The organism is Colwellia sp. SU-HH01217 (assembly GCF_057543495.1).
Genome location: NZ_BAAJLX010000008.1, coordinates 21899 through 42940 on the forward strand (window position 1 = coordinate 21899; position 21042 = coordinate 42940).

General features: G+C 36.3%; 16 protein-coding genes, 6 tRNA genes and 1 riboswitch. Of the genes, 2 read left to right on the plus strand and 20 right to left on the minus strand.

Going from position 1 to position 21042, the window contains the following annotated elements:
- Positions 1-26: 26 nt before the first annotated feature.
- From AC27G3_RS11145 to AC27G3_RS11175, 7 genes are all read right to left on the minus strand, one after another.
- Complete coding sequence (locus AC27G3_RS11145; protein WP_487121583.1) at positions 27-1088, minus strand: sensor histidine kinase; 1062 nt, start codon at positions 1086-1088, stop codon at positions 27-29.
- A gap of 92 nt (positions 1089-1180) precedes the next feature.
- Positions 1181-2062, minus strand: a complete 882-nt coding sequence (locus AC27G3_RS11150) for a phosphotransferase (RefSeq protein ID WP_487121585.1) — start codon at positions 2060-2062, stop codon at positions 1181-1183.
- A gap of 4 nt (positions 2063-2066) precedes the next feature.
- Positions 2067-2777 carry a nicotinamide riboside transporter PnuC gene (gene pnuC, locus AC27G3_RS11155; RefSeq protein ID WP_487121586.1) on the minus strand — a complete coding sequence of 237 codons (711 nt, stop codon included), beginning with the start codon at positions 2775-2777 and terminating at the stop codon, positions 2067-2069.
- A complete protein-coding gene (locus tag AC27G3_RS11160) occupies positions 2777-3064 on the minus strand; it encodes a hypothetical protein (protein WP_487121588.1) in 288 nt (95 codons plus the stop codon). Before AC27G3_RS11160 ends, pnuC begins: the two co-directional genes overlap by 1 nt.
- Before the next feature lie 136 nt (positions 3065-3200).
- A complete protein-coding gene (locus tag AC27G3_RS11165) occupies positions 3201-5315 on the minus strand; it encodes a TonB-dependent receptor (RefSeq protein WP_487121590.1) in 2115 nt (704 codons plus the stop codon).
- A gap of 56 nt (positions 5316-5371) precedes the next feature.
- Positions 5372-5495, minus strand: a riboswitch (TPP riboswitch).
- A gap of 60 nt (positions 5496-5555) precedes the next feature.
- Positions 5556-5909, minus strand: coding sequence for an HIT domain-containing protein (locus tag AC27G3_RS11170; protein WP_487121592.1), 354 nt, complete (start codon positions 5907-5909; stop codon positions 5556-5558).
- Positions 5910-6017: 108 nt separating this feature from the next.
- A complete protein-coding gene (locus tag AC27G3_RS11175) occupies positions 6018-7322 on the minus strand; it encodes a methyl-accepting chemotaxis protein (RefSeq protein WP_487121594.1) in 1305 nt (434 codons plus the stop codon).
- A gap of 357 nt (positions 7323-7679) precedes the next feature.
- Here AC27G3_RS11175 and AC27G3_RS11180 point away from each other — a divergent pair, with 357 nt between their 5' ends.
- Complete coding sequence (locus tag AC27G3_RS11180) at positions 7680-8822, plus strand: cytochrome P450 (protein ID WP_487121596.1); 1143 nt, start codon at positions 7680-7682, stop codon at positions 8820-8822.
- A gap of 69 nt (positions 8823-8891) precedes the next feature.
- Here AC27G3_RS11180 and putA read toward each other — a convergent pair whose 3' ends face one another.
- The 11 genes from putA to AC27G3_RS11235 form a co-directional block, all read right to left on the minus strand.
- Positions 8892-12716, minus strand: coding sequence for a bifunctional proline dehydrogenase/L-glutamate gamma-semialdehyde dehydrogenase PutA (putA, locus tag AC27G3_RS11185; RefSeq protein WP_487121598.1), 3825 nt, complete (start codon positions 12714-12716; stop codon positions 8892-8894).
- 605 nt (positions 12717-13321) lie between these two features.
- A tRNA-Leu gene (locus tag AC27G3_RS11190) sits at positions 13322-13407 on the minus strand.
- A 64-nt stretch (positions 13408-13471) separates the two neighbouring features.
- Positions 13472-13547 (minus strand) — tRNA-Gly (locus AC27G3_RS11195).
- Positions 13548-13585: 38 nt separating this feature from the next.
- Positions 13586-13661, minus strand: a tRNA-Gly gene (locus AC27G3_RS11200).
- 84 nt (positions 13662-13745) lie between these two features.
- A tRNA-Leu gene (locus AC27G3_RS11205) sits at positions 13746-13831 on the minus strand.
- An 86-nt stretch (positions 13832-13917) separates the two neighbouring features.
- Positions 13918-13991, minus strand: a tRNA-Cys gene (locus tag AC27G3_RS11210).
- Positions 13992-14034: 43 nt separating this feature from the next.
- Positions 14035-14110, minus strand: a tRNA-Gly gene (locus AC27G3_RS11215).
- A 142-nt stretch (positions 14111-14252) separates the two neighbouring features.
- Entirely contained in the window at positions 14253-14837 is a 585-nt protein-coding gene (pgsA, locus tag AC27G3_RS11220; protein WP_487121600.1) for a CDP-diacylglycerol--glycerol-3-phosphate 3-phosphatidyltransferase, read from the minus strand.
- Between the two features lie 130 nt (positions 14838-14967).
- On the minus strand, positions 14968-16848 hold the full coding sequence (gene uvrC, locus AC27G3_RS11225; protein WP_487121602.1) for an excinuclease ABC subunit UvrC: 1881 nt from the start codon (positions 16846-16848) through the stop codon (positions 14968-14970).
- A 53-nt stretch (positions 16849-16901) separates the two neighbouring features.
- Positions 16902-17546: a UvrY/SirA/GacA family response regulator transcription factor gene (gene uvrY, locus AC27G3_RS11230; RefSeq protein ID WP_487121604.1), complete on the minus strand. Its 645-nt coding sequence runs from the start codon at positions 17544-17546 to the stop codon at positions 16902-16904.
- 150 nt (positions 17547-17696) lie between these two features.
- Positions 17697-17951: a hypothetical protein gene (locus tag AC27G3_RS11235; protein ID WP_487121606.1), complete on the minus strand. Its 255-nt coding sequence runs from the start codon at positions 17949-17951 to the stop codon at positions 17697-17699.
- Positions 17952-18200: 249 nt separating this feature from the next.
- On the opposite strand from AC27G3_RS11235, the gene fabA reads away from it, so the two are divergent.
- Positions 18201-18716, plus strand: a complete 516-nt coding sequence (fabA, locus tag AC27G3_RS11240) for a 3-hydroxyacyl-[acyl-carrier-protein] dehydratase FabA (protein ID WP_487121607.1) — start codon at positions 18201-18203, stop codon at positions 18714-18716.
- 76 nt (positions 18717-18792) lie between these two features.
- On the opposite strand, the gene rmf is transcribed toward fabA, so the two are convergent.
- Entirely contained in the window at positions 18793-18966 is a 174-nt protein-coding gene (gene rmf, locus AC27G3_RS11245; RefSeq protein ID WP_487121758.1) for a ribosome modulation factor, read from the minus strand.
- 256 nt (positions 18967-19222) lie between these two features.
- The gene (locus AC27G3_RS11250) at positions 19223-21013 is read right to left on the minus strand and encodes a DUF3466 family protein (protein WP_487121609.1); all 1791 of its coding nucleotides are present in this window, start codon (positions 21011-21013) and stop codon (positions 19223-19225) included.
- Positions 21014-21042: the final 29 nt, after the last annotated feature.

Genomic DNA, 21042 nt, shown 5'->3' on the forward strand with positions numbered 1-21042 from the left:
TTCCCTCTAGAAAGTAATAACAACACCTATAATTCGTAAGGCATTCTTATACTTACTTTAACACCAGATGGACTATTATGGGAAACAACTAATGAAAAATTTTCTTGGTATAAAGCTTCTAATCGCTCTCTTGAGTTAACTAAGCCAACACCATTTTTACGGTGTAAGTTACCCTCTTTTATTTCAGCACCGGGGCCATTGTCACTCATTTCAATTAATAAATCTTGACCAAAATGATCTGCCCTTATAGTAATGGTTCCACCTGATTCTTGTACAGCAATCGCATATTTAATGGCATTTTCAGCAATGGGCTGTAAAAACATACTCGGTACTAATGCCTGTTTACAATTTTCAGGCACTTCAATTTTAACTTGTAATCGCTCTTCAAAACGGACTTTTTCGATACCTAAATAAAGCCCTAAAGCATGAATTTCATTCTCAAGGGTGACTTTCTTCATAGGATCTTTATCTAGAGAATACCGAAGAAATTCACTTAATTTAGTCACCATGCCATTAGCAACTGTATTATCTTTCATTAAGATGAGCGTTGAAATTGCATTGAGGGTATTAAACAAGAAATGTGGATTAAGCTGATATCTCAACATTTTTAATTGTGCTTGATGAGCTACAGCGTTGGCAGTTAGCACGTTTTGTTTTTCTTTTTGTAGCATTTGATAATACTTAAAGCCAAAGTACAGTACGCTCCAGCTTAAAATGATATAAAAAGACCAAACACTCGATTTAGTGTAATACAACAAAAACTCAGGCTTATAGCCGTGTTTATAAATTTCCCAATAATTAATATTCTTAACAATTTGCCATAATACCCCTGTAATATAGGAGGTAATAACAACAATAATCGCCATTTTTAAGGGGGGATAATTCCATATTTTTCGGTAAATATAGCGCAAAGGCACCGTAAGCAACCAACCGGCATAAGCATTCAAAAATATAATAACAACGAAAATATCTCTTAGCTCATGTAATAAAGAACCAAGATAGTGAACAAAAGCAAATCCCAACCAGCCGGCAGTATGCACCAGCCAGAACAAACGATTTCTGTTTTCAATTAAGCTATTCCAATTCACAAATACAGCCATTACCTTTATTAAACTTCAATGATAAGTATGAGCTAACATAATGGATAGCGCATCACCTTTAAACGTGAGATTTCAGCGGTCTATCTCATTTTACTTGTTAGGCTATAGCTAACAAAATGCAGTTTATCAAAGCCAATAAACTGTTGATAAGCTTTCTCGACAAGCTGACTGTCTTGTTTACGAACCCCCTCTTTTAAATACCATAACCCATTGATAATAAAACATAACAACAAGTAACGCGTAACTAAATCTAATGATAACCATACACTTTCTGTATGCTTTTCTTGGTAAATTTTAAGGCAGTTATCAATTATTTTACCGCTACTATTTGCTGCTAAAGTTAACTCGTTAACAGCAATCATCATCGCAATATCGAACTCAGCATCCGCTAAACATGAACATTCAAAATCAATTATCCACGGTTTGTCAGTTAATATAATATTGGAAAAATTAATATCACCATGACAAACCGTTGAAGAGCCAATGTGTAACTCTTGACTGAGTTGTTCAATAATTTTTTGGATAAGGCATTGTTGTTCAGAGGGTAAATGACTAAGCAAAGGGCTTATAATATTTTGTGGTTTTAAGGTTGTAAGGCTTGCAGGCACCAAATCAGGATGTAATTGTTGATGACATTGAACCATCAATTCAATACTGTATTTCACCTTTTCTTCAATGGAGATGTTCGCAGTTAACAACGACTGCCCCTCTAAATACTCATAAATTTGCCATTGATGGCTGTTATAAATTAATTGGGGGGTGTTTTTTAAAATACTCGAAACATCAAAGCCGTCTGTAATCGTTTCATTATGCTGATAAGTTGTTAAACGTTTGGCAAAAAAAGTGCCTTTCTCATCTAGGACTTTATAGCATTCGTGGCTATAACCTTGCTCTATTTTTTCTAAAGAAATAATTTTATTTAAGCAAGGTAAGCAATTAAGTTCATCAATAATTGTTGGCATATGGCTAAGCGGTATCTTGCCCTTGCTGACAAAGGGGAAGTTGCTGCTGCTGATAGTTTTTACGCCACTGAAAATAACCGTAAGTAGCTAATACCACGTACAAACCAAACAATACCGCAGTGGGAGTTAACCCTTTTTCAATATAAATATATATTGATACGAAATCAATCACTACCCAATATAGCCAGTTTTCAAGTATTTTTTTAGTGACCATAAATGTCGCAAATACTGCAAATACGGTTGTTGCCGCATCAAAATAAGGGAAGTCAGCCTGCGTATAATTTGCCATTAACCAACCGAGCAGTAAGGATGTAACTGACAATAAAACAATAATATAAACATGGGTTTGTAGTGCCCAAGTTTCGATAATTATCGTATTGTTTGGTGTTTTATTTTTATCATTAAGGTTTTTCTGAGAAGACGCATTGGTATCATTATCTATCTGTAAGACTTTATTAGCCTTATTGCTATTGGTAGCTTGTTGCCAACAATACCAGCCGTAAACAGCCATAACCATATAATAAACTTGCAGAAGGCTGTCCATCAATAAATACACATCATAAAAGATCGCGGTATATAATATGGTACTAATAAAAGCAGCTGGCCAGCACCAAATATTACCTTTTGCCGCTAAAATGACATACATTAAAGCCATAAAAACAGCAATCAGTTCTACCAGTGGTAACTGGCTAAAATAGGTAAAGGTTTCTGTCATTAACTTTCTTCTTTTATACAATCTTCTTCATTTTGCACTTCACTGCGGTCGCCACCAATAAATTTACACACAAAAACCGCAGCGTTTAAACTTTGATGAACTTGTTTAATTTCAGCCATTACATGATTGGTGGCTAGATCATAATCGCCAAATACTTGAGTGCTCATGCCATTTGTGACCACCTGTAGCCCATTAACAGATCGTAATCTTTTAATAAAAGCCCAGATTTCAGTTTTAAACTTCTCGTGCGCTAAAGGGTATAAACTTATTTCAATTGATATTTTCATGCGAATATTTCACCTATTCAATACGTTAACTAATCCCTAGTGAATAATTTGGGTTGTGTTGCCACCTCCTTGTGGCTATGCAATTAATGACATCTGTACGTTTTAAAACAAGCTCGCACTTATGTTTACTAGAAAACTAGAACTGATAATCTAGAGTTGCACCAATGACCATAGGCTCTGCATATTGCTGATAACCTTTAGCTGTATAACCATCACGGGGATCATTACCAAAATAAAAGCCGCGATTAGTATAATCTTCATCTAATAAATTACGTGCCCACACTCTAATTTGCCAGTTTGATTGCATATAACTAACTGAAGCATTAGCTAAAGTAACTGAGTCAGATTTTTGATTATGGCTATCAGAGAAATAAAATTCATCTTTGCCGTCAATACTTAAATTAACTAACCATTGCTCTGTAACATAATAGTTAACGCCTAAATTAAATTGATAGTTTGGCGCATGCGCTTGTTCTCGTCCTGATAAGTTATCACCTTCAGCATTGATAAAATCGGTAAACTCAGTATTAAGTAAGCCTAATGCGCCATACAATTCAATATTATCTGTAATATTCCAAGCACCATCAATTTCAACGCCTTTATTAACACCTTTGGCAGCATTGCCTAAATAGTCAATAAACTCAGCACTACCATCAGGGCGGACATTGGTTGAAGATGTTTTAACTTGAACATCTTCGCGGTTCATGTAAAAAACAGCCGTGCGTAAATAGGCTTTGTTATTTAATAAGTTAACTTTATAGCCGACTTCATAATTAATAACAAATTCCGGTTCAAATTCACGTAAATGATCAGGCAAACTGCCATCAGTATTAACGCCTCCTGTTTTATAACCGCGGTTGATAGACGCGTAAAATAAATTATCGTTATTCAATTGATAAGACAATACAAGCTTTCCGCCAACCATAGTATCTGTCGGGTCGAAACTTAACTGTTCAGAATTTAAATAATCGGCTTCACGTTGTTCAACCCTAACACCCGAAATTAAGCTCAGTTTAGTGGTTAACTGGCTGTCAAATTGGGCATAGGCTGCGTAAGTATTAGTGTCAAAGTCAGATGAAAAATCATTTGTAAAATAAGTATACTGTCGTAATAAAGATTCATTATCTTGTTTGGCGTATAAGCCAACTGTCCAGGCGGTAGTATTGTTGAAAATATTATGATTAGCTTTTGAAACTAAACGCGCTTCACCTGTTACAGTTTCACGATCTCGGTAATAGTAATCAGTAGATGAATAATCCCCGTAAGGGCAATCATTTATCTGACAAAGCGTTTCATTGCTCCAATCTTCATCATAGCCGTAAGCTAAATCAGAATCGGCGTAGCTGATAATTCCGATTAACTCGAATTGATTAAACGCATCGTAAGTAAATTTACTACTAAAAGCTGTCGTTTCTTGACGATCAAAACCTGGTTGATCTGAAAGTGTTTCACGTGTGTTATCTAACGAAAAGGCGTCGTAACCACTGTCAAAGTTGAAATGTGTTAAGGCAAGATCAATGGTTAAGTTATCACTAGCTTGAATTGCCAACTTACCGCGCATCGTTAATTCATCACGATTATTGGTATCATCTTTTCCTAAATAACTATTTTCGATAAAACCATCACTTTGGTATTGTTCAATAGCGACACGGTAGTTAATAGCATCATTGGCAGGTCCAGATAAAACAATACCACCGCCTATACTGCCGTAATTTCCTGCAGTTAATCGCAATGAACTTTCAAATTCATCAGTAGGAGCATTCGTGGTAATATTTATTAATCCCGCCATGGCATTCGCGCCAAATCGTGTCCCTTGTGGACCACGGTAAACTTCGGTTTGTGCAACATCAAAAGTGGAAGCGATACTGCCAATCCCGGTAAAGTCGATATCGTCAATCACTAAACCAACAGAGGGGTTGATCGGCTCCTGAAATTGACTACGTTCACCAATACCGCGTATTTGATAGTAACGCGCTCTTTGTGTACCACCTGCAAAATTAACATTTGGGGTGACTGCAATAATTTCTTCTAAGTTTTGCGCATTTCGCTCTTTGATATCATCAGCATTTAATACAGATAAAGAACTGGGGATTTTTTGCAAATTTTGTTGACGAAAGTCACTGGAAACAACGATCACTTCATAATCAGTTTCGTTTTCTTGTTCATTAACTTCTTCGGCAACACTATGTGCTGAATACAAAATTAAGGCAGAGGCAATAGCAAATGATAAGGGGCTTTTTACAAAATTCATCTAGATCTCTATATTTCAAAATTGAAAATAATTAGGGATCCGGCACACGGAGGCTAGTTTACGCTTTTCACCATCCCTACGCCGGTATTATCCGGTTCAGGTTCAAAGGGTTTGCTAAGCATCTCAGTGAGTTATTATTTCTATCCTTAGATAAAAAAATTCACACCCCTTGGTTCGCGGCAAATTCTAGCAACAAGTAAACCAATGTACAAAAGAAATCGTCGATTTAGCCCTATTATGCTAGTTCTTAGCTAACATAGGGCCTAAAGGTTCTCCTCCGACTAAATGCATATGAATATGATAAACTTCTTGTCCACCATCTTTATTGCAATTCATTATTAATCGATATCCACTTTCATCAATCCCTTCTTCTTTCGCTAATTTTTTAGCTACGGTGAACATGCGCCCAAGGGAAAGTTCATCATTTTGGGTAACATCATTAATAGTAGGTATTAATTTATTAGGAATAATTAAAATATGGCTATTAGCTTGTGGACTAATATCACGAAAAGCAGTGACTAAATCATCTTGAAATAACAACTGAGTGGGAATTTCTTGTCTAATAATCTTAGAAAATATAGTTTCTTCTGGCATAGGTAATCTTTAATAAAAAAGTGTAATAGGGTTAGTTTAACGATTAATATCAATTAGCACAGTAAAAATTTAATACTTGTCGGGTTCAGTCATTAAAATTATATGCCTTTATTTAAGCCTATCTACAGCACTGCCAACCCCTTTCATTCCTTGATTAATTTCTAAAAAGATCCCATCGACATGTGAAATATGTTCTGTACCTGTTTGTGACTTTTGTTGTGTTTCAACAATATTTTTAGAAAGTGCGCTAGATAAAGCCGCATTATTTTTAACGACTTCCGTAATTTCAGAGGTAGAAGCACTGGTTCTAGCTGCTAATTGCCTTACTTCATCAGCTACAACTGCAAACCCCCTGCCTTGTTCACCTGCTCTGGCAGCTTCTATTGCAGCATTTAATGCTAATAAATTAGTTTGATCGGCAATGGCAGAAATAGTATTAACCATATTACTTATTTTAACGGATTGCTCATTTATCGCTGAAATATCTTTTGCTACTATTTCAACATTTTGGCTAATTTCATCCATAATTGAAACGCTTTGTGCTAGCACTTCTTTGCCTTGCTCGGATACTTGCTCAGTTTCAGTGACAGTAGAGTGAACAGCTTCCGATGCATTTTTAATATCAGAGATACGCTCTGTAACATCCGTGGCAAATTTGACTATACGAATTAACTCACCATTAATATCAACAATAGGGTTATAACTCGCTTCTAACCATAATACATTACCATGAGCATCTCTTCGTTCAAACAAGCCTTGTACAAAGTCACCATGATTTAACTTAAGCCACAGTTGTTTATATTCAAGACTTGCTACCAACTCAGGCGAGCAAAACATTTTATGATGGCCTCCCTGAATTTCACTTAAACGATAGCCTGTAGTACTTAAAAAGTTATCATTAGCTTCAATAATAGTGCCGTCTAATTCAAAAGAAATAATTGCAGTTGAACGATCTAGCGCCTTTAAAATACCACTTTGAATGTTAGATTTTTCAATGAAATCAGTAATATCCGTGGCAATTTTTACCACAGAATGTATATCGCCGTCATCGTTTCTAACTACGTTATAACTAGCCTCAAGCCAAAGTGGGCTGCCATCCTTTTTTATACGGAAAAAACGATCACTAACCGATTGTCCAGATGCTAACTGCTGCCAAAATTGATGATATTCACTCGATTTACTGTATTTTTCATCACAAAAAATTCTATGATGCTTACCTTTAATTTCCTCGAGGGTATATCCTACGGTAGTTAAAAAGTTATCATTGGCGTCTAAAATAATGCCTTCAGGGGTAAACTCAATAAATGCTTCTGTTTGCTTTAAACTCTCAAATATATGGTAGGAATTGTTCTCTTTTTGTTGTTGAACTGAGCAAGTATTATCGACAACAGCTTTATTAAAAAAGTAGCCCATAAATCATCCTTGTTTTAAAAATGTGGTTGGTGGTGACAGACTGTTAATTAAACTTAGTAATTAAGTCCATAAAAATATATTCCAATAAATACATTAACCTATATTTAGAGATTTACAATAAAACTGTTCACTTTTGTACTTATATACAATTTTAAAATAGGTTATATATTCACCAATGTAAATAAATTATTATCATAAATTTGATAAACATTTAATCGTTACTTGCGACAGATCACAGTTGATTTTTTTCTATTATGTTTTAATCATCTTCAAATTAACTATAGTTGATACATTTATAGTATTTAGTTTATTTAACTTGTTTATATAAATACTCTTTTAATGATAAAGGAATAAAACATGACAGACTTAATACCAGATGATATTTGCCCCAAAAACCAAGACTTACGCGAATACACGGATCAATTAAGGCACAAACATGCCATCGTTAAAAATATTGCCAATGAATGGGTGTTACTTAAGCACGCTGATGTTGTTATCGCTGCCCTTGATCACTATAGCTTTTCTAGTAATGTTTCTCGTTACTTACAAATACCTAATGGATTAGACGGTGAGGAGCATAGTCAATTTAGGGAAATTATTGATCGGTATTTAACACATGATGCTTTACTCCCCTATATTATTGCCTTTGAAGAAACAGCCGAAGAATTAATGCAAGGATTACCTAAAAATAAGACGCTTGATGCAGTAACCGATATTGGCGCAGTATTCGCTGTTCGTGCTCAGTGCGCATGGTTAGGCTGGCCCAAAACATTAGAACCAGAGCTCTTAGTTTGGATGAAGGAAAATCACGCCGCAACTCGTTCTGGTGATAAAGCATTAATGGCAAATGTGGCTGAACAATTTGATAATATTATCCGTAGCGTTATTGAGCCTAGACGAAAACAAACTTATCAAGGAAGTGATGATGTAACGAGTCAGCTTTGCCGAGAGAAAATCAATGGCCGACTAATTTGTGAAGCTGAATTAATTTCTATTTTACGTAATTGGACAGGAGGAGATTTAGGCTCGATAGCATTGTGTGTTGGGGTAATTGTAGCCTTTCTAGCAAATAATCCAGACATAACAGTCAAACTACGAACAGCTGGAAACGATGAAATAGATGCAATCATTAATGAGATCTTACGCCTTGACGATCCCTTTGTTAATAATCGGCGCATTACCACTTGTCCAGTAAACATCGCTGGACATAACATCCCAAGTGGTGAAACAGTTAAACTAAATTGGACCTCTGCTAACCGAGACGAAACGGTGTTCGAGCAAGACAAGTTTGATCCTGACAATAATGCCTCTAATAACCTTGTTTATGGTATTGGAAAACATGTATGCCCCGGACGGTTGCTCGCAACTTGGGAATTAAGAATTGCGTTAAAGGCATTACTTGCAAATGTTCAGTCAATACATTGTTCAGATGAACAAGCATTTCAAAGAGAAGTTGCACCGGTAGGCGGTTACAACCAAGTACCAATAATTATTAGTTAGCAAAAAAAACAGGGCATTAAATGCCCTGTTTTATCACATATTAAGTAATTAAAACTTCTTTAATGGTCGTTAATCTTCTTCCACTAATGTCATTAATGAAGTATTACCACCTGAGGCTGTGGTATCCACACTAATGGTTTTTTCCGTTAATAAACGTTGAATTAAATTATCCATATACTCTGAACTAATGACAGGTAGTATTGCGCCTTGACGCTCTGCCAGTTTTTCGCTGAAGAAGTGTTTACGATCACATAAACTATCAACAACAATACCCGACAAAGATGGATGAACTAACATCGTTGATAAGTGGCACAAGCGAGCCACTTGAAACACGTTTTCATCTTGTCCAGTGGTTAAAAACTTATCTCTAAAGGCAATTGCTTCTTCATAAAACAGATCTGAAACAACAGTAATGACCGTATTTCCCGTTGCTAAAGCCGTTACAATAGAGAGTAACCAGAAGTGAAAAGATACATTTTTATCCGCAAAACAAATAATAGTACCGCGATTTTCTAAATACAGAACATTTGACTCACCCGTTGGACCCGGCAAAAATGTCGGTTTTTTCAAACGTTTTTCAATACTAATTAATTGTGAACGAGCTGAGGTTAACGTTCGATTTAAATCGTCAGCTAAATCATCAACAATATCGACATGTGCAATTTTGGCTAATAGTTGACGTACGCTAGAAATACGTGTGTTTAGCTCAGTTAAGCGCCAATCTTTTTCTGCCGCATTGGCTCTGTTCATAAACAGAGTGGCTTCAATCTCAACTTGCTCACCACCATCTAAGGCTTCTACTTGTGAGGGAAGTAAATTAAATTGTTCGGCATCTGGTGTCGCTTTTTCCTTAACTAAACGACTTAAATAATTTGGACCACCTGCTTTAGGTCCTGTGCCAGAAAGTCCTCGACCGCCAAAAGGTTGTACACCAACAATAGCACCAATCATATTTCGGTTGATGTAAATATTACCTGCGCGTGATAATTTTGCTAAATCAAACGCACGCTGTTCAATACGAGTATGAATACCCATAGTTAAACCAAAGCCTGTACCGTTAATTTCGTCGATAACGTTTTCAATATCACTACCTTTAAAACGAACAACATGAACACACGGACCGAATACTTCTTTTTTCAATACGCTAATATCAGCAATTTCATACAACCGTGGCGCAAAAAAGAATTGCTCATTGGTTAATACATCTGAGGCAATTTCACATTGATATAACAACTTACCGTTATCTTGCATATATTCACTATGAGCATTAAGTGCATCAAGTGCCTTTTGATCGATAACCGGTCCAATATCCGTACTTAAATTTTCAGGATTACCTACGTGCAACTCTGCTAATGCGCCTTTAAGCATAGTAATTACGCTATCAGCGATATCTTCTTGTAAAAATAATACTCGCAGTGCTGAACAACGTTGACCAGCAGACTGAAAACCTGAAGAAATAACGTCGTCAACTACTTGCTCTGGTAAAGCAGTCGAGTCAACAATCATGCAATTTTGGCCGCCGGTTTCAGCAATTAATGGTACTTGGTCACCGCCACGTTCCGCCAAGGTTTGCGAGATTACAGTGCCTGTTTCTGTTGAACCTGTAAACATCACCGTTTGAATCCGCTCGTCAGGGATAATAACGCTACCAACTTGTGAGCCACGAGCGATAACAACTTGTACAACCCCTTCAGGTAAACCTACAGACTTCATTAATTCAATGGTGCGCAAGGCAATTAAACTTGTCTGTTCAGCAGGCTTTGCAATTACTGTATTACCTGTAGATATCGCAGCAGCTATCTGTCCTAAAAATATTGCTAATGGGAAATTCCATGGGCTGATACATAAAACAACGCCACGAGCTTCCAAACGTTCATCTGCTTCAAGATCAATCGCTTTTTGTGCATAATAACGACAGAAATCTACCGCTTCTCTTACTTCATCAATACCATCTTGAGCAATTTTACCTGCTTCTTTAATACAAATAGCAATTAACTCATCAGTATGGCGCTCTAATATATCCGAAACACGACATAATAGAGCAGCACGCTCAGATACAGGCGTAGCAGACCAAGAAGCAAAAGCATTTTGCGCGGACTCGATCATCGTCAGCATTTGGTCATTATCATGGTGATGATGGAAACCGATTATTTCACTATGATTTGCCGGGTTTTTAACCGCACTTGCATCTGCTGGAATGTCATTAACATTACATTGATGCTCCGTAAACCAATTATCGAGTGATTCTTTTAATGGCGTGATCACATTAATGTCTGTTAAATCAAGTCCTTTAGAGTTATCGCGTCCTTCCCCTTTAGCGTCATGATATAAAGCGATAGGTTTAATGATTTGATTATTGTATTTGTCTTTTAAGCGCTGAGTTTTTTCAACGGGATCTTCTAACAGTGATTCTACAGGTTGAGACTCATCAACAATAGCATTTACAAAAGATGAGTTAGCGCCATTTTCTAATAAGCGGCGTACTAAATAAGCTAATAAATCTTCATGCTGACCAACAGGTGCATAGATACGACATTGAATGCCTTCACCTGCCACAATTTGATCATATAAAGAATCTCCCATGCCATGTAAACACTGGAATTCAAACCCTTCTTTATCATCACCAGCTAATTCAACAATTGTCGCTGCAGTATAGGCATTATGTGTCGCAAATTGCGGATAAATCGTGTCTCGGTATTCTAATAACTTATTGGCACAAGCATGGTATGAAACATCCGTTGACGATTTACGGGTAAAGACTGGGAAATGCTGATGGCCATCTTTTTGGGCATTTTTAATTTCACTGTCCCAGTAAGCACCTTTTACTAGGCGGATCATCATTTTACGATCAACACGTACTGTTAAATCACGCAACCAATCAACAACAAAAATAGCTCGTTTTTGATACGCTTGTAAGGCGATGCCAAAACCGTCCCAGTCTCCTAAATCTTTATCACTAAATACCGCTTCAATAATATCCAAAGAGATATCTAAACGCTCAGACTCTTCTGCATCAACGGTTAAACCGATGTTATATTTTTTAGCTTGTAAACACAGTGCTTTAAGTTTCGGTACAATTTCAGCCATAACACGATCTTTGTGGCTAAATTCATAACGTGGGTGAATCGCTGAAAGCTTTACTGAAATACCCGGCACTTTACGCGGATTATTTTTACCTGAGGCTAATGATACCTTACCAATAGTTTCTATTGCATCTTGATATGCTTTTAAATAACGCTCGGCATCACGCATAGTTCGCGCGCCCTCACCTAACATATCGTAAGAGTATACATAACCTTGTTGTTCTTTGGTTGCCGCACGTTCTGTTGCTGCAACAATTGTTTCGCCCATAACAAACTGTTTGCCCATAATTTTCATGGCATAGTTCATCGATTTACGAATAACTGGTTCGCCTAAACGACCAATAGTTTTCTTCAATAAACCAAAGCTGTCTTTTGCACGTCTATCACTATATTTCACCATAGAGCCAGTGATCAGTAATCCCCAAGACGATGCATTTACAAATAATGATTCACTACTACCTAAATGGCTACTCCATTGACCTTGAGATATTTTGTCACGAATTAATGCGTCTTGAGTATGCTTATCTGGTACACGTAAAAGTGCCTCTGCCAAGCACATTAATACAACACCCTCTTCACTCGACAAAGAATACTCTTGTAATAAAGCATCAATTGCACCATTACCTGATTGGTCTTGGCGAATTTGCAGTACCATTTTACGAGCTCTTTCCCAAGCCCTACTTCTGGCACTCACATTAACTTCAGCTAAAGGTAGAATATGATCTACGGCTATATTTTCATCAATACGATAAAATTCACGAATTTTTTGACGGATTGTGCAATCGGTAATAAACGAACCAGTAAAAAGCATGTGCTTGCCCTAATAATAATTAAATAGTAATGGTTACTATTTTGAGTTAATTACAATGAAATTTATTTGCGCATCTTAATCCAATAATTACTGAATGTCCTACTAAATATTCCGTTTAAACAGAATTTATTTCGGAATTAATCATAAGTAACAGTATTTTTACTTTTATTAATGTAAACCTAGCTAGAACTGCACATTAATTAACCACAGATAAAAAGCTAAAATATATTTATTCTGAATTAATGATGACGATAAGCACTTTTATCATACCTTTGTAAGGCATTGCAATTTCACTGTGAGCAATGTGAGTCGCTTTAGGTAAAACTTTAACCAATAGAATAAATTTATTAAAAAAATATATTGATAAAACAGAAAGATAAATAGATTGTTGAAAGTAAATGAATATGAAAAATTTGTTCTAATATCAGTGAAATAATACCTGAAAAAATAATACTCAATTTAAACGAGCGATTGGCTATTTGGAATAGGCTTATTTACATGTAAATAAGAAGTATCAATAAATTTGAGTTGGTAAGGGATTTTTATGAATTTTTACGAATACGTTAATCTTTATAAAAATGCTAAATATCAATAAAAATTAAAGATGGTACCCGGAGACGGACTTGAACCGTCACGCTCTATGAGCGAGGGATTTTAAATCCCTTGTGTCTACCAATTCCACCACCCGGGCATCGGATAAGTATTTTTATAGTAGGCTTGGTACCTACTGATTTTATTATTTCAAATAATAAAAATGGAGCGGCTAACGAGACTCGAACTCGTGACATTCACGTTGGCAACGTGATGCTCTACCAGCTGAGCTACAGCCGCTTCGTAGAGTTATAACTAAATTAATAAAAAGTAAAGATTGGAGCGGCTAACGAGACTCGAACTCGTGACATTCACGTTGGCAACGTGATGCTCTACCAGCTGAGCTACAGCCGCTTCATTTTAACTTAATACAAATTTTATTTACCTGTATGTGCCAACATACATTCATTATCCAACTTATAACGTTATAAATATAAGTGGTACCCGGAGACGGACTTGAACCGTCACGCTCTATGAGCGAGGGATTTTAAATCCCTTGTGTCTACCAATTCCACCACCCGGGCATCGGATAATTATTTTTTATAGTAGAAATTGGTTTCCTACTTCTTAGTCTTGAAACTAAGTCCATTTACATCCACAAAATAAATTATGGAGGCGGGTCCCGGAGTCGAACCGAGGTCCACGGATTTGCAATCCGCTGCATAGCCACTCTGCCAACCCGCCGTTCATTTTATTATTGCCTATGATAAATCATAGACTAAAAAAATGGAGCGGCTAACGAGACTCGAACTCGTGACATTCACGTTGGCAACGTGATGCTCTACCAACTGAGCTACAGCCGCTTTATTGCGTTGACTCCCTGCCAACTGGAAACGCATTTTACATTGATATACTTGGGAGTCAACACTTAAATATCAATTTTATTTTGACTGCTTAAAAAGCATCTAATTTGCTTATTTTTTAGCTGACAAAGGCTTTTTTTGCTTATTTTTCAACCTTAAGTTCAGGCCATGCGACTTTAAAATAAGATAACATCGACCAAATAGTGAGGATTGTTGCAACAAAAAATAAAATATATGCCAGTCCCATTAAAATTTCATAAGGCAAATCAAACAAAATTAAAGGAATATCATAATCAGGGTGCCAAATTAAACCTTGTAAAGACAACATTTGTGCAAAAGTTTTATATTTTCCCATATCAGAAACGGCAATTTCATTTCTTTTGCCTCTAGAAGACATAAATTCTCGTAAGGCACTAATGAAAATTTCTCGAGCAATCATTAATACCGCAGGAATTGAAATCCACCACACCTGATAATCTTGTACAATAATAATTAATGCGGCTACTACCATTAATTTATCAGCCACGGGGTCTATAAAAGCCCCAAAAGAAGAAGATTGATTAAGTTTACGCGCGAGGTAACCATCGAGGGCATCACTAACGGAGGCTAACCAGAAAACTAAAAATGCACCAAAGTGATTCCAAGAAACAGGTAAGTAAAAAACAATGATAAAGATTGGGATTAAAATAATCCGAAATAAGGTAATTTGATTTGGAATTGTCCACATAGGTGATTAACTACTATTTTTAGTGATGGTTAAGGTATATTCATTAATTCTTTTTATTATCAATGAACCCAGAATAAAGTGCCTAACCTTTTTAAGACATTTTACACAGGTTCATTGTTAGTTGTCATGCTCAATTATCGTGTAATGCATCATAAATAACTTCTGCCAACACTTTATTAATACCAGGAACTTTTTCTAAGGTTGCGCGATCAGCCTGTTGTACTTCTTGTAACCCACCTAAATACTTTAATAATGCTTGTCTTTTTTTTGCACCAATTCCAGGTATAGATTCAAGTGTTGATTTTTTACTCGCTTTTTGTCGCTTAGCTCGATGGCCTGTAATAGCAAAGCGATGAGACTCATCACGGATATGCTGAACTAAATGCAATGCCGGAGAAGTACCTGGTAATGAAATTAATTGATGGCTACCTCCTAATATTAAGGTTTCCAGTCCAGGCTTTCTCGACTCCCCTTTCGCTACACCAACTAATAAAGGTGTTCGAGATAAATTTAATTCAGCAAAGAATGTTTCAGCTTTAGCTAATTGACCTTTCCCCCCATCAATAAAAACAATATCAGGTAATTTATCATCTGCCTCTACATTACTATCTTTACCTAACTTGCCGTAGCGTTTGTTTAAAGCAAAATCCATGGCAGCATAATCATCGCCAGGGGTTATTCCGTGAACATTGTAACGGCGATAATCACTTTTTAACGGACCTTCTTGATTAAAGACCACATTAGAAGCAATAGTTTGTTGTCCCATGGTATGACTTATATCAAAGCATTCAATACGATTAATGCCGTTAGACAGTTCAAAAACCTCATTAAGTGCAACAAATCTTGCTTGCATAGATTCTTTATGACTATTACGAGACACCAATGCTGTTTCAGCGTTTGTGCAAGCTAATTTTAAATATTGTGCTCGTTCTGTGCGAACATTAACGGATATTTTTACCTCATGCTCTGCTTGTTTTGTTAATAAGGCAGCTTGTGAATTTAATTGCTCAAAGTTTTCTTGAATGACTATTTCTTTAGGAATTGCACCATGTAATGTATCGTCAACCAAATAATGTTGGCCAATAAAAGCTTCAATCAAATCGCTGTTACTGGTTTCACTTGGGATACTTGGAAAATAACTTTTACTGCCTAATATCTTATGATCACGAATAAACAATAAATGAATACAAACTTGAGATTTAAAACGGTAAAAACCAACAACGTCCATTTCAGAAGCTAAGCCACTAACAAATTGTTGTTGCTGCACCTTACGCAAGGTTGAAATTTGATCACGATATTTCGCGGCTTTTTCAAAATCCAAAGTTTTGCTTGCCTGCTCCATATTGTTAACAAGTACATCGATAACGTTTGAGCTTTTACCTCTTAAAAATAATTTAGCTAATTTAACTTGTTCTTGATAATCGTCTACTGTAATTTTATCGACACAAGGTGCTGAACAGCGGCCCAATTGATGCTGTAAACAAGGACGACTTCGAGCACGATAATAACTATCTTCACATTGGCGTAATGGAAACAGTTTCTGCATTAAACGAAGGCTTTCCCAAACAGCACCAACCGAAGGATAAGGGCCAAAATACTCCCCTTTGATTTTTTTACCACCTCGATGCAAGCCTAATTTAGGATGACGATGATCGGTAATCAATAAATATGGGTATGACTTATCATCTCGTAATAAAATATTATATTTAGGTTGATAACGCTTTATATAATTATTTTCTAAAATTAATGCTTCACCTTCTGTATGCGTTACGGTGACATCAATTGCGGTAATTTGTTTAACTAACGCTTTCGTTTTAACACTCGATACATCTTTTCTAAAGTAACTTGTTAAACGCTTTTTAAGATCTTTTGCTTTACCAACATAAATAACAGTTTGCTTGTGATCAAACATTCGATAAACACCAGGATGGTGAGTAACCGATTGAAGAAAAGCTTGGTGATCAAAAGAAGGGGTTGATACTGGAGATAATGGTTTTTCTTGTTCAGCCAATGGAAGCACTCATATTTTGAGATAATGCATAGACAAAGTCTCTACGCATTAATTTATAATTTTTCTGTATTTAACATACCATGTCGAATAGCTAGGTGAGTTAATTCGACGTCATTTCCCACATGAAGTTTTTCAAACATACGATATCGATAGCTATTAATAGTTTTAGTGCTTAAATTAAGTTGCACCGAAATATCTGGTACTTTTTCACCCCGAGTGATCATTAACATAATTTGCAGTTCACGTTCTGACAAATCGTTAAAAGGGTTATCTTCAGCAGACTTAAACTGATTAAGCGCCATTTGTTGAGCGATATCTGCTGGTAAGTAACGTTGACCACTATTAACTGCGCGAATAGCATTAACCATTTCGTCAGGGCCTGTACCTTTAGTTAAATAGCCAGACGCGCCCATTTGCATTACTTTTGTAGGGAAAGGATCTTCGCTATGGACAGTTAATACAATAACTTTAATGTCTGGAGAATATCTAATAATTTTTTTAGTGGCTTCTAAGCCACCTATACCCGGCATGTTCATATCCATTAGCACAATATCAGGTTCGCATTGGCGACAAAACTTAACCGCATCTTCACCGGTTTTTGCTTCGCCAATGACTTTCATGCCCTTAACTTCATCAAGTATTTTACGAATACCAGTACGAACTAATTCATGATCATCAACTAAAAGAACATTTATCAATGAAATATCACCTTAAATTTTGGAAAAATACATCTGCATTGGAAAATAATAACTAAGCGCAAATAAATAAGTGTTATTAGCATCAGGCTAATCAAACGCTAGAATATAGTGGATTGTGTTTTAAAACAATCGAATTAAAAACTTAACGAATTAATATTTATTGTCATTTAACCATGAATTAAGCAAACCAATTTGACCATTTTTATAGGCCGCGTAAGTTAACCTAACGGCATTACTTAAAATAACACTGTCAGACCATTGAGTTTGCTCGGCTATTAACTTGTAACATACTAATGCCTCTTCAGATAAATAACCGCGCATTTCTTTCATACCTCGTTCTTTTTGGCGTTCTCGGTATTTTTTTTGTTTTTCTGCATTGGTCATTGCTACTTTTTTCTCTGTCATCAATATTTCCTCAAATAGTAGTTACTGTTAACTAATATGGTTACGCATAACCAAAATAATAGCAATAAAAACCTATATTCAGCTATATATATCAATAAAAGTATGAGTTTTTAACTGTTCGGAGTTGTTTAGTGTACAAGTGTTCGCTAAAGTAGCCTTCTTAAATTTTTCTTATTAGCTGATAATCTTATTTATTGGGAATCGGCTAATGGTAATTAAGCTTACAGCAATAACTTTTTGGAACCCATAATGGAACAAAAGAACGCGTACACAAAAGAAGATCTTATCAAAGCAGGCACAGGTGAAATGTTCGGCCCTGGCAATAGCCAGCTTCCTTCTGACAACATGTTGATGATGGACCGAATTTTGACTATCAATGAAAACGGTGGTGAATTTGGTAAAGGCGAAGTCATTGCAGAATTAGATATTACTCCCGATCTATGGTTTTTTGACTGTCACTTTAAAGGTGATCCGGTAATGCCAGGTTGTTTAGGTTTAGATGCCATGTGGCAATTAGTCGGCTTTTATTTAGCATGGTCTGGTGGTCCAGGTCGTGGGCGTGCACTTGGCGTAGGCGAAGTGAAATTTTCAGGACAAATATTACCTACAGCTAAAAAAGTGACTTACAATATTACTTTTAAACGTGTGATTAAGCGTAAGCTTTTCATGGGTATTGCCGATGGTACAGTATCTGTAGATGGTCGTGTTATTTATACAGCGACTGATTTAAAAGTAGGTTTATTTACTGATACATCTAGCTTTTAATCTTATAAAAAAAGCTCGGTACACTTAAGGTATCGAGCTTATATTTATTTGTTAATAATACAATTATTAAGTTTTCTTATTTAATTAAGCCTTGCTGCCTATCTTCAATGGCCTCTCGCCATCCCCCTAACCATTCTGATTTTATTTCTAAATTTTGATATGGACAGTGATCTTTTGAACGTCCTGAAATTCCAGCTCGATAACCTTTTGAGTGCGCCCTATCTTGACGATCTCTTTTTTGCCTCTTCATCATTGCTATTGTCTCCATTTGTTCGGTCAAAATAACAAGTTAACAACCCATTGTTATCAACTTGCACTACTAACAAATAGACAACAGATTACGTTATTGCAATAACAAAATAAGCCGAAATAATTAAGGTATTGATCAAGCGATAAATTTAAATAAAAAGAAAGTACGCATAGCGTACTTTTTTAGTTTCCTAACAATGACCCGTCCTAAATAAGGTTGTCATGAATAAAACTTGGCAACGCCAAAATTAAGCATATCAATTACGTTTTCTAAAACGTCTGCTAACGCCTAAAACAAATAAAGTGAATAATGACAACCATCCAAGACTTGCACCTTGACGAACAACCTTACCTTCTTCTTCAGGTGTACAAACCACACCATCATCAGGCATAGGCTCAAGAGTTACAGCACGTACCACATCTTCCATTAATGGATCACCTTTATCATCAACCATTAACTCCCCTGTAGCATCACGACGTTGCACTTTATATATAGCTGAAGCTGAAATAACATTATCTTCGTTAATGTCTCTGGCTTCGATAATGCTGTATGGATTCGCACAGGTTAATAAGTCATTAACATCCGTAAAAACATCGTTATTAATATCATAAATAAAAGCGTGAGTTCTTCGTGGGTTTGACGAATTATCAGTGTGAGTTTCTACCTCACCTTCACCAACAATAAAGCCACTTTCATTAATTGCTCTTGCGGTACTTGATGAACTGTCGAAAAAGTCTGTCGGGAATACCATCTCCATTTCATCAGGATTTGTAGTATCAATATAATAGAACTTAGTACGTAACTTACCATTAATGGCTTTGGTGACATGACCTGTTGCTATACCTGCATTGTTAATATCATACGCACGTGAGTCAAAATCAGTATTATGATCTTTAGCAAAAGAAGTGACTTTGCCATCTTTAAATAACACAGCGTACAAACTTCTTCCTTGATTGGTTGATGGATCAGTTTCTTTTTCATCTACCCAACCATGAGAATAACCAACCACAACCCCTTCATCGTTAACCGCTTGGGCATAACTTTCATAAGAACGTGGGTCATCTTCGTGAGGAGTCACCAATAAACCTAAATTTTCAGTTAATGTTTCGCCGCTTGCACTAATGGTCGCTTGAAACGCTCTCACTTGATATGCACTCGTATTACCGTCATCGCGGTATGTTTGCGCACAAATGTTTTTAGGAACATCATCAAGAACATCAGGGTTATTACACCCATTCGAATCTGTTTCAGACTCAAGGTTTTCTTGAATATTTGGGTTCATTTCTGTACTCATAAAGCCAACCACAATTTGTGTTTCGCTTGCATCTAAAATACCTGAAACTCCCCCATAGTTTTTAGTAGGATCTGAGTTTTGTTCACTCGGTGGGATAATTGAGTAGACACTTGCTCCTCTGTCTGGGGAATAAAACCCTCGGCTAGAAAAGTCACTCCCCCAATAGGTAACAGTGTCACCATTACTGTTGACGAATTCTTGAGGAAGATAAGGAGATGAAGCCGTGCCGTATATCCAGCTACTACCAGTTATACCTTTCACTACATCGTAAGTTGATCGAGTTGGGCTATCTTCACCAGCAAAAGGTACGTCAAAAATTGGGATCTCTTCACTTGTATCACCAGAGTTTAACATCACCACAGTACCTTCAACTTCTTGATAAAGGTAATTGCCATTCTTAGTTGTTAACCACAATACCGTCCATGCTAAATCATTGGGTGTTGGGTTCCCAGCAACAAGTGCATCATAATCTTCAATTGGTTCTAACTCGTGCTCAACCAACTGATTAACAAAAGCATAGTTAACAATACTGATAAAATCATTTTCAGTAAGATATTGAAATTGAACAGGGAAATTATATACATTGGTGCCAGACAGTACCATATCACCTGCATTATTGGCATGTTGTGCATAAGTATACTTAACGCTAGCAACCCCTTTATCAATTACTTTATATGTTGCGGCGTTTACCATAGACATGGTCATAGCACTGGTTACTGAGAGTGCCAACATCGATTTTACAAATCTATTCATTAACTTCTTAACTCTTTATTGCGTAATAC